This window comes from Variovorax boronicumulans (assembly GCF_030812215.1).
In the GTDB taxonomy this organism is placed as follows: Bacteria; Pseudomonadota; Gammaproteobacteria; order Burkholderiales; family Burkholderiaceae_C; genus Variovorax; species Variovorax boronicumulans_C.
The window spans coordinates 461,884-474,754 of the sequence record NZ_JAUSSG010000001.1; the positions used below are offsets into that span (position 1 = coordinate 461,884).

Genomic DNA, 12,871 nt, shown 5'->3' on the forward strand with positions numbered 1-12,871 from the left:
GTTGGCGAAGGCCGGGGTGAAAAAGGCCTAGCTGGCGGGCTGTGGGCGCTCCGTGCGAACGAGCACGGCGCCCTTGGACAGCGGACTCACGTTGCGCCGGTACTGCTGCAGCCAGCCGGTGTCGAAGGCCGGCGGCGGCGCCTGCCAGTCGGCGCGGCGGGCGGCGAGTTCGGCGTCGGTCAATGCGATGTCGAGACGGCGTGCGTCCAGGTCGATGGTGATCACATCGCCGTCGCGCACCAGACCGAGCGGACCGCCCAGTGCCGCCTCTGGCGACACCTCGGCCACCACGAGCCCCTTGCAGACCAGGCCCGAGAGATGCCCGTCGGTCAGCAGCGCGACCTGGTCGCCCAGCCCCGCCCCATCGACCGCGAAGACCACGCGCGATGCGCCGCCGCCCATGGCCGGCCCGCCGCACGCGCCGGCGCCGCGCATCACGACCACCTGGCCGGGAACGATCTCGTTACTCTTGATCGCGGCGATGGCGGCATCCGAGGTCCAGAAGCACACGGCCGGCCCGGTGAAGCGCCGCACCTTGCGCTCGGCGATGCCGGTCTTGATGAGGCCCGACTCGGGCGCGAGGTTGCCGCGCAGGAGCACGATGGCCGGCAGCGGTGCGACCGGGCGGTCGATGGGGCGGATCACCTCGGCGTCCATCACTTCGGCGTGGCGCAGGTTGTCGGCGACCGTGCCGCCGGTCACCGTGAGCGCGCCCGTGTCGAGCAAGGGCGCGAGCTGCTTCATCAACGCACGGCAACCGCCCGCCGCCTCGAAGGCCTCGATCGAATGCTCGCCGATGGGCCGCACGCCGGCCAGTACCGGCGTCGTCGGGCCCAGGCTTTCGAAGAGGCCGTACACATCGACGCCGCACTCGCCTTCGGTCGATATCGCCTGCAGGTGCTTGGCCGTGTTGAGCGAGCCGCCGACGGAGAGCACCGCGCGCACCGCGTTGGCGAAGGCGCCGGCCGAGAGGATGTCGCGCGGCTTCAGGTCGTCCAGCACCATCTGCACGATGCGCGTGCCGGCCGCTCGCACGTCGTCCATCATCTTCGGGCTCAGCGCGGCGACCGGCGCGCTGCCGGGCAAGGCCATGCCGAGCGCCTCGCACACGATGTGCATCGAGTTGGCCGTGCCCAGGCCCGAGCACACGCCCGGCCCGCGGATCGCCTCGCGGCTCATGCCCACGAGTTCTTCCACGGGCAGATGGCCGGTGACCGCATGCATCGCGCCGATGAACACCTCCTCGATGTCCATGTGCTTGCCGCGGTACTCGCCGCTGGGTTGGTAGCCGCACGGCACGAGCAATGTCGGGATGTTGAGCCGCGCGGCCGCCATGAGCTGCCCCGGCACGGTCTTGTCGCACGAGGTGAGGCAGACCATGCCGTCGAGCTGCGCGCCTTCGACCGCGACTTCGATGTCGTTGGTCACCAGGTCGCGCGCGCCGAGCATGTAGGCGCCGCGCGCACCCGCGCCGGTGATGAAGTCGCTGGGCGCCGCGGTGCGGATCTCGAACGGAACGCCGCCCGCCGCGCGGATCGCGGTCTTGATTTCCGCTGCCACCTTGTCCAGGTGGCTGAAGCACGCGGCCAGCTCCGAGGAGCTGTTGACGATGGCGATCTTGGGCTTCTCGCAATCCTCTTCGGGAATGCCGAGCGCGCGCCAGTGCGCATTGCGCACCGACCAGAGGTAGGAGCCGCGCGGGAAGTTGCTGCGCAGGGGGCGGGTCATGGGCGGTCTCCGGTCTTGTGGTTGTTCTTCTTGGTGATCTCGATCACGCCGCGGTCGGCGTCCACCCGCACCCAGTCGCCGGTCTCGATGCATGCGAGCGGATCGCGCTCGAAGTCGGTCATCGAGGGCGAGTGGGTCACCACAGCGCCGAGCGCCATCTTGGTCGTCATCTCGTTGAACAGGAACGCCGCGGGCGCGGAGTTCATGAGCCGCGTCATGTGGAACATCGCGGACCAGCCCGACGAGCCCTTGGCGCCCGGAAACACCAGCACCTTGCCCGCGAAGCTCTGGCCGCGCAGTTCGTGCCGCGTCTCGATGACGGTGCCGGTGCGCGGGTCGATGCCGCCCCAGCCCGAGATGCGGTCGTGCGTGACCAGCGCCTCGCCTTCGGCCACGCCGCCGACCACCTTGCGGCCGCGGATCACGATGGTCTTCTCTTCGGTCATGACGGTGGCGCTCATTGGAATACCTCCGTGCTCCGCACTGCGGTGCGAGCTTGCTTGGGGCGGCCCGGCGCGGCGCTCATGCGTAGCCCCCGTTCCAGCGACCGGTGCAGGCCGCATCGACGCATTCGGCCGTGCTGCCGAACCACGCCTGCACGCCGAGGATGGCGGGCAGGTAGTGCGCCTGCTTGGCGGAATCGAGCGCCACCGTCTTCGTGCCCTTGGGCACGGCGCGGCTCATGGCCGAGCAGCTGTCGGTCATGAGGATGCCGCCCGCGTCTTCGATGATCTTGGTGTAGCCGTTGCGGTCAGCCAGCGACTTGATGGCGCGCGGCGTGAAGATCCACAGCTCGCAATCGGGGTGTACCTTGCGCCCTTCGATAAGCTGCGCGGCCTCCCAGATCTGCTCGATGGTGTAGTGCGGGCAGCCGAGCATCACGTACTGAACTTCGCTGTCCTTGCCGGTGACGTTGATCTTCTCGTAGGTGGCGCGGCGCTCGGCTTCGCCGTAGCGCAGCACCTCGATGGGCGCCTTGCCGCCGAGCGCCTGTTCCAGCGTCAGCGCCTCGGGCGTGACGCCGGCGATGTGGTACATCTCCACGCCGCCCGAGGACGAGGCGGCTGCGCCAAAGTGCTTGAGCCGCGGCAGATTCGGCACGCGGCCGATGCCGCGTTGGCTGTACACCACCGGCACGCGCTCCTGCACGTGCTCGCCGATGTAGTAGCCGAGCAGGCCCCAGTCCTGCACCGACTCGACCTCGATGTCGAGCTCGACCACATGCGTCGCGCGGCGGTTCTCTTCGAGGTGGTAGCCCCAGTACGGAATGCGCCCGGTGAGCATCGCCGCGCCCGTGCTCTCGCGGCCCTCGGTGTTGGTGCGCGCGCCGAGCACCGAGTTGCAATACACCACCGCCGACGATTCCATCCACGCGCAGTGCTCGCCGCGCGTCGGGATGTTTCCCACCTGGTAGGGCGTGCAGGTGTTCATGATCTGCGCGCCGAGGCCGGCCGCATGGCGCTCGCTCTTGTTGTAGAACTGGACGATCTCCTCGCTCACGCCCATGCGCTCGGGCTGGCCGGGGTCGAAGCCCAGCTGCAGGTGGCTGGTGAAGACCTTGAACTTCGGGATCTCGACCGTCTCCTGGCTGTCGAGGCTGAATTCGGAGAACACCGCGTCCATGCCGCCGCCTTTGGCGAGCGCGAAGTCGCGCTGGAAGGGCGTGGTCGAGGTGATGGTGGCGCAGACGTTGCGCGTCTCGACCAGTCGTTCGGCGCCGAGGGCTTCGCCGTAGCGCATCAAGAGGTCCATCGCCTTCTGCACGGCCGGTCCGTCGCGGCCGTCGTACATGGCTTTTTCTTCGTTGCTCAGGTGCATGACCTGTGTCTCCGTTCTTCTATGTCGTGGGGGATCGAACCCCGGCCGGGTTGCTAACCCGGCAAGGGCGTGGGCACATGCCCGCCGATGTCGCGCGCAATGGTGAGCGCGATGTCGTGCAGGCGCGGTGCGAGTTCGTTGCGCAATCTGTCTTCGGTGAACACGAAGGCGGCACCGCCGCCGTTGAGCGCCATCACCTCGCCGTCGGGGCCGATGAGCGGCACCGACACCGAGTTGATCTCGCGGTGGAATTCGCCGAGCGAGAGGCAGTAGCCCAGCCGCTTGGCTTCGCCGATGGCGCGCGTCATGGGCGCGGCGATGCCGTCCCATTCGGGGCCGCGCAGGAGGCGCATCGAATCGACCAGCTGGTTGCGCTGCACATCGGGCAGCGCCGAGAGGTACGCGCGGCCGAGCGCCGAGTTCGGCAGCGGTGCGCGCGAACCCACGTCCAGCCGCGCCGAGAGCATCGACGAACGCGGGCGGCAGGCCTCGATCAGCACCATCTCCATGCCATCGCGCACCGCGAGGTAGACGGAGGCGCCCACCTCTTCGGCCATCGCCTGCATGCTGGGCCGCGCGGCGGCGCGCACATCGAGGCTGCCGAGGAACACGCGCGAGAGCGACACCACGCCCGGCCCGAGCATGAAGCGGTCGGGCGCCTGCGCGGGCTTGAGCATGCCCAGCGAGAGCAGCGTGGCGACCAGCCGGTTGACGGTGGGGCGCGGAATGCCGGTGATGCGCGCCACGTCGGCATGGCCGAGCACCGGGCGGTCTTCGCTGAAGCAGCGCAGCACCGAGATGCCGCGCTCCAGCGCGCTCACGGTGTCGGAGCGCTCGCCGCGCGCATCTGCGCTCGCGTCGGCCGAGGAAAGAGAGCTGTCGTTTTTGTCGTTGGACATGGAGGGACCCTTTGAACGCTTTGCAAGACTCTGCAATGTAGAGGCTCGCGAAGGCGGATCGAACGGGTTCATGCGAAGGTTCCTAGGCGCTGGCTTCGGCCGCGACAGGCGCCGCGCCCTGCCCCGCACCCGCACGCAGGTACACGCCCTGCGCCAGCAATTCGGATTGCAGCGCACCGATATCGATGAAGCGCGGCGCGATGCCGCCGCGCGACGCCAGCGCCGCCGCCACGCCCGCGGCTTGGCCCGTGATCCAGCACTGCGGAATCTCGCGCATGAAGCCGTGCGAGTTGCGGTCGCACGAGATGTGGCGCCCGCAGGCCAGGAGGCCGTCGAGCTGCTGCGGCACCAGCGCGCCATAGGGGATGGAGATGTTCGGGAATTTCGGCGACACCGCGGGCGACACGCCGATCTCGTCCGCCAGCGCCACGCCGTCGGGCCACTGGCTGCGCAGCACCGCGCCCACGCCGGTGAGGCGGCGTGCATGGCGCACGCCGATCTGCGGCGCGCTCAGCATCAGGTAGGCGTCCTCGAAGCCGGGCGCGTGCGCCTTGAAGTAATCCAGGTGCGCGGCCATGGCGCGGTGCGAGCGCACTTCGACCGCCGTGAGGTCGTCCACGTCGAGCGCCGAGTAGCCCGACTGGCGCGGCCCCATGAAGAGTGCCACGTCGTTGCGCCACGAGACGAAGGGCCGCTCGAAGAGGCCCAGCTGCTCGCGCCCCCGTGCCATGAAACCGGCGAAGGCCTCGGGCTGACCGGCCTTGAAGTCGATCCAGCGGTTCATGTCCACGCCGCCGAAGAGCCACGAGGTGTTCATGCAGTGGTGCACGTCGGCTTCTTCGATGTCGTTCACGTAGGCGGCGCCGGCGCGAGCGAACAGATCGCCGTCGCCGGTGGCGTCGACCACCACGTCGGCCATGATGGCCATGCGGCCTTCCTTGCTCTCGAAGACCACGCCCTTCACGGCACCGTCCTGCACGATCGGAATCGCAGCCCACGAGTGATAGATGAGCTTGACCTTGCGCTCCAGCACGATCTCTTGCGAGAGGAGCTTCAGGCGCTCGGGGTCGATGGTGGGCGACCAGGTGACCACGCCGTGATAGGCGGCCGTGCGCTGCGACCAGTGCGCGGCCTTGGCCGTGTCCTGCGAGCCCCAGTCCTCGCGCTGCGGGCCGGCGATGGCGTCGGCGGGCAGGCGGTCGAACAGCTCTTCGGCGAAGCCGCGGATCACCAGCTTGCCTTCCCAGTCGGTCATGCGGTCGATCCAGATCACGAGGCCGCCGGTCGACAAACCACCCAGGTGGTTGTAGCGCTCGAGCAGCGCCACGTCGGCACCTGCGCGGGCCGCAGCAGCAGCCGCGGCGGTACCCGAAGGCCCGCCGCCGACCACCAGCACGCCGCAGCGGTGATAGACCTGAATGTTCTTGCCGGGCTCGGCCCAGCTGCCGTGGTCAGGGCGCTTGACGCGGCTGTCGCGGTCGAAGATGTCGGAGGACAGGATGCGCTCGTCGGTGCGGACGACAGTTTTCATGGATGGTTGTCTTGGATGGGCTGTTTCGTCGTATTTTGATTTCAATGTTCATTTTGTCAAATACATAAACCGTAAAAAGGCATTTATTCGGGGTATTCCCTAGTAAATATGGATTTTTATGATTTTCTAAATCAATATTAGGAGAACATTCCAACGGAGACATCGATGAAGAAACTCAACGGCACCCGCCGTGCATTCGGCTCGGCCCTTAGCGCCGCGGCTTTGCTGGGCCTGGCGCCGCTCGCGTTCGCGCAGGACTTTCCGGCGCGCAACAAGCCGATCCGCATCGTCGTGGGCTTCACCGCCGGCGGCGGCACCGATGCGCAGGCGCGCATCGTGGCGCAGAAGCTCGGCGAGGTGCTGGGCACCAGCGTGATCGTGGACAACCGCCCCGGGGCCAGCACCATGCTTGCCGCCAACGAGGTGTCGCGCGCGCTGCCCGACGGCTACACGCTGCTGTACGCGCCCTCTTCCACGATGGCGCAGAACCCGCACACCTTCGCGCAGGTGCCCTACGACCCGTTCAAGGACTTCACCGCCATCTCGATGGGCGGGCGCGGGCCGCTGGTGCTGTCGGTCAGCACCACGGTGCCCGCCAACAACGTGAAGGAACTCGTGGCGTATGTGAAGGCGAACCCCGGCAAGGTGAGCTACGCCTCGTTCGGCGCGGGCACCTCGTCGCACATCTACGGCGAGGCCTTCGTGAAGAAGACCGGCGTCGATGCGGTGCACATCCCCTACAAGGGTGGCTCGGACGCGGCGAAGGATTTGATCGGCGGGCGTGTGCAGTACATGTTCGATTCGGCCTCGTCGGCGGTCATCACCTCGGCCTCGGGCAAGGTGAAGATCCTGGCCATCGCGGCGAACGCGCGCATCGCCGCGCTGCCCGACGTGCCCACCTTCGCCGAGCAGGGCATCGCAGGTCTGGACCTGCCGAGTTGGCTCGGCTTCTACGGGCCGGCGCACATGCCGGCGCCTGTGGTCGCCAAGCTCAATGCAGCGCTCACGCAGGTGCTGGCGATGCCGCAGGTGCGCGAGTTCTATCGCACGGGCGGCTACGAGGCGGGCGCGACGACGCCGGAAGAATTCGCCGGCATCACGCGCTCGACCTACGAGCGCTGGGGCGCGATGGTCCAGCAGGTAGGCTTGGCCAAGCAATGACCACAGCTTTCTCCATCTCTCGGCGCCGCGTCACCGCATGGCTCGCACTGGGTGCCGCCGCCCTGCCGCTGCCCTCGCTCGCGGCCTCGCCGGCGGACTTTCCGGAAAAGGGCCGCAGCATCCGCATCGTGCTCGGCCTGGCGGCCGGCGGCGCCTCCGACGCGCAGGCGCGCTTCGTCGCCAACAAGCTCGGCGAGGTGCTGCAGACGCCGGTCATCGTCGAGAACCGGCCGGGCGCGAGCTTCATCCTCGCGACCGAGGAAGTGATTCGCGCGGCGCCCGACGGCTACACCTTCATGTACGCGCCCTCTTCCGTGGTCGCGCAGAACCCGCAGACGCTGGCCCAGGTGCGCTACGACCCGTTCAAGGACTTGACGCCCATCTCGCTCGGCGCGCGCGGCCCGCTGGTGCTGACGGTGCACACGAGCGTGCCGGCGCGCAACGTGCAAGAGCTGGTGGCCTACATCAAGGCCAACCCGGGGAAGATGAGCTATGCCTCGTTCGGCACCGGCACCTCGTCGCACATCTACGGCGAGGCCTTCGCGCGGCAGGCCGGGCTCGACGTCGTGCACGTGCCCTACAAGGGCGGCGCCGATGCGGCGAAGGACTTTCTCGCGGGCCGCGTGCAGTACTACTTCGACGCGGCGCCCAACGCCATCCAGAACACGGCCACCGGCAAGGTGCGCATGCTCGCGGTGGCGGCGCCCAAGCGCAGCGCGATGCTGCCCGACGTGCCGACGATGACGGAGCAAGGCGTGAGCGGCGTCGACATGGCGAGCTGGCTCGGTTTCTACGGCCCGGCGCGCATGCCGGCGCCGGTGGTGGCAAAGCTCAATGCCGCGCTGGCGCAGGTGCTGGCGATGCCGGCCACGCGCGACTTCTTCCGCCAGGGTGCGTACGAAGCCGAATCGTCGACCCCGCAGCAGTTGGCCGACCTGACGCGCACGACCTACGACCAGTGGGCCGAGACGATCCGCAAGCTCGGCCTCACCAAGCAGTAGCCAGCAGCGGCGGCGGCGAAGTTCAGCCGAAGAACTTCACGAGCCGCGCGTTGGTCTCGGCGGCGCGCTCGTATTGCACCCAGTGCCCCGCGCCGTCGATCACCACGCCTTCGCGGTGCGGCCCTTCGCTCGCGAGTTGCGCGACCAGCGGACGCGGATCGGCCGTGACGTCGTATTCGCCCCAGAGCAGCAGCGTCGGCACGCCCAGCGTGTCGATCGCCTTGCGAAGGCCCCCGGCCTGCGACACCTCCTTGCTGCGAAAGCGGGTGCCGTGGCACGAGATGTCGTGGATCTCGAAAGCCAGCGCGTCGATGGCCGACGTGTCGTGCAGCATCAGCGCGCCCAGGTTGTGCAGCAGCGCCGCGCGCTCGGCTTCTCGATCAGGGGCGGCGCGCCAGTTGATCATCTGGGCCGTCATGCGGCGCAGCGTGCCGTGGCCGCCGCTGCCCAGGAGCGCCAGCTTGCGCACCGCGCCGCGTTGCACCGCGAAGCGTGCGGCGGTGAGGCCACCGAACGAGAAGCCGCCCAGGTCGATGGGCGTGCCCGCGCCGACGAGCGCATCGAGCGTGCCGCCGAGCGCCTTCAGCAAAGGCAGCAGCGAGTCTTCGCCGGGTGCCACGCGCGGCAGCGCATCGGAATCGTGAAAGCCCGGCATGTCGGGCAGGAGCAGCGTGCGATGGGCCGAGAGCGCCTCGGCATTGCGCAGCCAGTGCATCCAGCTGCCGTGGCCGCCGTGCAGCAGCACGATGGGCGGCAGCGTGGTGTCGGTGCCGAAGCGGCGCCAGCGCACGCGAATGCCGTCGTGTGCCGGGTCGTGATGGGTGGAGAGCGCGTCGATGCGCGCGATTTCGCTGCGCGCCGCGAGCGCGTCGGGGCTGTCGGGGGTCAGGGGCATCGCTCGATTTTGCCGCGCACCCTTTCACGCTGCAGCGCGAGGGTCAGCCGAAGCGGTAGCTGGACACCACGAGCCCGCCCATGAAGGCATCCTCGTGGTACACGCGCTCACCGGCATCCGCCTCGGCCGCACCGACCGCGACCATCAGCGGAATCAGGTGCTCCTCGCGCGGATGCGCCATGCGCGCGGCAGGTGCCGCTTCCCAGTTCTGCAGGTGCGCGGCGCGCTCGGCCGGCGCGCCCTTCACCACCGCCGCGTCGAGCCAGTCGTCGAAGGCCTTCGACACGCCATGCGCCTGCGGGCCGAAGTTGCGCAGGTTGTGATAGCTCAACCCGCTGCCGACGATCAGCACGTCCTCGTCGCGCAAAGGCGCAAGCGCACGGCCCAGCGCCAGGTGCTCTGCCGGATCGAGCCCGCGCCGCAGCGACAACTGCACCACCGGCACATCGGCCTTCGGATAGATCGCGGCCATCGGCGAGAACATGCCGTGGTCGTAGCCGCGCTCGGGATCGATCTGCACCGGCAGGCCGGCCGCCGCGATGAGCGACTGCACCCGCTCCGCGAGTTCGGGCGAGCCGGGCGCGTCGTAGTGCACTTCGTAGGTATGGGGCGGGAAACCGCCGTAGTCGTAGATCATGGGCGGCTTCGGGTTGCCCTGCACCGTGAAGGCCGGCGCCTCCCAGTGCGCCGACACCATGAGAATGGCCTTGGGCGTGCGGCCGATCTGGCGCGGCATGTCCGCGAGCGAGGCGGCCAGCTGGTCGTAGGTGGCGCCCATCTCCTTCTTCATCCAGGGCCACGGGCCGCCGCCGTGGGAGATGAAGTACGTGGGGAGGCGCGATGGGGTGTTGTCGTGGGTCAAGTCGATGCTCCTTCAAGCGTTGGGTCGACTGTAGACATTTCCTCAAAGGAAATCGACAGGCTACGATGCATCGAATCATTTCTCCACAGGAAACTATCAATGGACCGCATGACCAGTCTGCGCGTGTTCCGCGAGGTCGTCGAGGCCGGCAGTTTCACGGCCGCGGCCGCACGGCTCGCGATGTCGCCGCCCATGGCGAGCAAGCATGTGGCGCAGCTTGAAAAATCGCTCGGCGCGCGCCTCCTGCATCGCTCCAGCCGTCACCTGAGCCTGACCGAAGCCGGCACCGCCTGGTACGAGCAGAGCCGCCGCGCGCTCGACCTGCTCGATGCAGCCGAGGCCGCCATCGGCCAGACCCGCGAGGCGCCGCGCGGCCAGCTCAAGGTGAGCGCGCCGGTGTGGTGTGCCACGCCCCGCTTCGCGCGCGTGCTCGCCGATTACCGCGAGCGCTTTCCGGAGGTGCTGGTCGACATGCACCTGGGGAACCGCAAGGTCGATCTCGCGGCCGACGGCTACGACCTCGCGTTGCGCGCCACGCAGGAGCCCTCGCCCGCGCTGATCGCGCGGCCGCTGTGCCGCGTGCCCTTTCATCTCGCGGGCACGCCCGATTACTTGAAACGCATGGGCGGCTGCCCCGCGCTGCCGGCCGACCTGTCGCGGCTCGGCGCGATCGTGCCGAGCTATGTGAACCTGGACAACCTCGCGCTCAAGGGCCCGGGCGGGCGGATGCTGCCGCTGCGCCTCACACCCGCCATGCGCTCGGACGACACCACGCTCACGCTGCACGCGGTGCATGCGGGCATGGGCATCGCGTTCATGCCGCTGTGGCTCATCGACGACGACCTCGCACAGGGTCGCCTCGTGCGGCTGCTGCCGGAGTACGAGGCCGAGCCCGTCACGCTGTTCGCGGTGTACACCAGCCGGCAGTACATGGCGCCCAAGCTGCGTACTTTCATCGACTTCCTCGGCGAGCGGCTCGGCGCGTTGGAACCAAAGGACCCAAGGCCGCGGCGCATGTCGGCGTGAAGCCACGCAGAAGCGGGAAGAACGCACCTTTTAGGGGCAAGGTCATGCGAGCACGGCTAAAGTCCTGAGCTCTCTGGGAGACCGTGTCCTTGTTCCGCTTCTTCGAAAAACTCCTTCACCCCTACCCCGTCGCCGAACCTTCGCTGCCGCCCCAGGGCTTCTTCGCCTTCCTGTGGGCCTGCACGCACGGCGTGCGCGGCAAGATCGCCGTCATGGCGGTGCTCACGGCCACGATGTCGATCTTCGAGGCGGCGCTGTTCGCCATCCTCGGTCGCGTGGTCGACTGGCTCGGCGGCCAGGTGCCGTCCAGGCTGTGGGCCGAGCGCGGCGACACGCTGCTGTGGCTGGCCGCGGTGCTGGTGATCAGCATCGTCGTGGTGGGGCTGCAGACCATCGTGAAGCACCAGACGCTGGCGGTGAACCTGCCGATGCGCCTTCGCTGGAACTTCCACCGGCTGATGCTGGGCCAGAGCATGGCCTTCTACCAGGACGAGTTCGCGGGCCGCATCACGGCCAAGGTGATGCAGACCGCGCTCGCGGTGCGCGACACCATCTTCGTGCTGGCCGACGTGCTGGTGGCGATGGGCGTGTATGTCGCGACCATGATCATCCTGGTGGGCGTGCTCGATGCGCAGCTGGTGTGGCCCTTCGTCATCTGGCTCGCGCTCTATGTCGGCTCGCTCGCTTACTTCGTGCCGCGCCTGGGCAAGGTCGGCAAGGCGCAGGCCGATGCCCGCGCGCTCATGACCGGCCGCGTGACCGACGCCTACACCAACATCGCGACCGTCAAGCTCTTCTCGCACACGCAGCGCGAGGCGGGCTTCGCGCGCGACGCGATGCGCGAATTCATGAAGACCGGCTACGGCCAGATGCGTCTGGTGAGCGCCTTCGAAATCGTCAACCACACGCTGAGCATGGGCCTCACGGCCGGCATGGCGGGCACCGCGCTGTGGCTCTGGTCGCACGGCACGGTGGGTGTGGGCGCCGTGGCCGCAGCCACCGCGATGGCGCTGCGGCTGCAGGGCATGTCGCACTGGATCATGTGGGAGATGACCAGCCTGTTCGAGAACATCGGCACGGTGCAGGACGGCATGAAGACGCTCTCGCGCCCGCGCACCGTGCTCGATGCGGCCGACGCCGGCGTGCTCGAGGTGCCGCGCGGCGAAGTGCGCTTCGAGAACGCGAGCTTCCGCTACGCCGATGCGGGCCGCCGCGTCATCGACGGCCTGAACCTCACGGTGAAGCCTGGCGAGAAGATCGGCCTGGTCGGCCGTTCGGGCGCGGGCAAGTCGACGCTGGTGAACCTGCTGCTGCGCTTTCACGACCTGGAGAGCGGCCGCATCCTCATCGACGGGCAGGACATCGCGCACGTCACGCAGGATTCGCTGCGCAGCCACATCGGCATGGTCACGCAGGACACCTCGCTGATGCACCGCTCGGTGGCCGACAACATCGCCTACGGCCGGCCCGATGCGACGCATGCGCAGATCGAGGCGGCCGCCAAACGCGCCGAGGCGCACGACTTCATCCAGACGCTGGGCGACGCGAGCGGCCGGCGCGGCTACGAGGCGCACGTGGGCGAACGCGGCGTGAAGCTCTCGGGCGGCCAGCGCCAGCGCGTGGCCATTGCGCGGGTGATGCTCAAGGACGCGCCGATCCTTCTGCTCGACGAGGCGACCAGCGCGCTCGACTCCGAAGTGGAAGCAGCAATCCAGCAGAGCCTCTACACGCTGATGGAGGGCAAGACCGTGATCGCCATCGCGCACCGGCTCTCGACCATCGCGGCGATGGACCGGCTGATCGTGCTGGACGAAGGCCGCGTGGTGGAAGAAGGCGACCACCGCACGCTGATGGCGCAGGGTGGTTTGTATGCGCGCCTGTGGGCGCACCAGAGCGGCGGCTTCCTGGGCGACAGCCTGGACGAGGACGAAGCGCTCAGGGCCTGATCGC

General features: G+C 68.6%; 11 protein-coding genes. 4 read left to right on the plus strand and 7 right to left on the minus strand.

Annotated elements, in window-relative coordinates; all coding sequences use genetic code 11:
• Positions 1 to 27: 27 nt before the first annotated feature.
• The 5 genes from ilvD to J2W23_RS02135 form a co-directional block, all read right to left on the minus strand.
• A complete protein-coding gene (gene ilvD / locus J2W23_RS02115) occupies positions 28 to 1,728 on the minus strand; it encodes a dihydroxy-acid dehydratase (RefSeq protein WP_307647502.1) in 1,701 nt (566 codons plus the stop codon).
• Complete coding sequence (locus J2W23_RS02120; RefSeq protein WP_307647503.1) at positions 1,725 to 2,189, minus strand: aconitase X swivel domain-containing protein; 465 nt, start codon at positions 2,187 to 2,189, stop codon at positions 1,725 to 1,727. Before J2W23_RS02120 ends, ilvD begins: the two co-directional genes overlap by 4 nt.
• Before the next feature lie 61 nt (positions 2,190 to 2,250).
• The gene (locus tag J2W23_RS02125) at positions 2,251 to 3,546 is read right to left on the minus strand and encodes an aconitase X catalytic domain-containing protein (RefSeq protein ID WP_307647504.1); all 1,296 of its coding nucleotides are present in this window, start codon (positions 3,544 to 3,546) and stop codon (positions 2,251 to 2,253) included.
• Between the two features lie 53 nt (positions 3,547 to 3,599).
• Positions 3,600 to 4,445, minus strand: coding sequence for an IclR family transcriptional regulator (locus J2W23_RS02130; RefSeq protein ID WP_307647505.1), 846 nt, complete (start codon positions 4,443 to 4,445; stop codon positions 3,600 to 3,602).
• Between the two features lie 82 nt (positions 4,446 to 4,527).
• Positions 4,528 to 5,976, minus strand: a complete 1,449-nt coding sequence (locus J2W23_RS02135) for an FAD-dependent oxidoreductase (RefSeq protein WP_307647506.1) — start codon at positions 5,974 to 5,976, stop codon at positions 4,528 to 4,530.
• Between the two features lie 165 nt (positions 5,977 to 6,141).
• Here J2W23_RS02135 and J2W23_RS02140 point away from each other — a divergent pair, with 165 nt between their 5' ends.
• A complete protein-coding gene (locus J2W23_RS02140; RefSeq protein ID WP_307647507.1) occupies positions 6,142 to 7,137 on the plus strand; it encodes a Bug family tripartite tricarboxylate transporter substrate binding protein in 996 nt (331 codons plus the stop codon).
• Positions 7,134 to 8,138, plus strand: coding sequence for a Bug family tripartite tricarboxylate transporter substrate binding protein (locus J2W23_RS02145; protein WP_307647508.1), 1,005 nt, complete (start codon positions 7,134 to 7,136; stop codon positions 8,136 to 8,138). The genes J2W23_RS02140 and J2W23_RS02145 overlap by 4 nt, the downstream gene beginning before the upstream one ends.
• 22 nt (positions 8,139 to 8,160) lie before the next feature.
• Here J2W23_RS02145 and J2W23_RS02150 read toward each other — a convergent pair whose 3' ends face one another.
• Together J2W23_RS02150 and J2W23_RS02155 are read right to left on the minus strand one after the other, a co-directional pair.
• On the minus strand, positions 8,161 to 9,033 hold the full coding sequence (locus J2W23_RS02150; protein WP_307647509.1) for an alpha/beta fold hydrolase: 873 nt from the start codon (positions 9,031 to 9,033) through the stop codon (positions 8,161 to 8,163).
• 43 nt (positions 9,034 to 9,076) lie between these two features.
• Positions 9,077 to 9,895, minus strand: a complete 819-nt coding sequence (locus J2W23_RS02155; RefSeq protein ID WP_176658144.1) for a DODA-type extradiol aromatic ring-opening family dioxygenase — start codon at positions 9,893 to 9,895, stop codon at positions 9,077 to 9,079.
• Between the two features lie 99 nt (positions 9,896 to 9,994).
• Here J2W23_RS02155 and J2W23_RS02160 point away from each other — a divergent pair, with 99 nt between their 5' ends.
• Entirely contained in the window at positions 9,995 to 10,921 is a 927-nt protein-coding gene (locus J2W23_RS02160; protein WP_307647510.1) for a LysR family transcriptional regulator, read from the plus strand.
• A gap of 89 nt (positions 10,922 to 11,010) precedes the next feature.
• On the plus strand, positions 11,011 to 12,867 hold the full coding sequence (locus J2W23_RS02165; RefSeq protein ID WP_307648051.1) for an ABC transporter ATP-binding protein: 1,857 nt from the start codon (positions 11,011 to 11,013) through the stop codon (positions 12,865 to 12,867).
• The last annotated feature ends 4 nt before the right edge of the window (positions 12,868 to 12,871 follow it).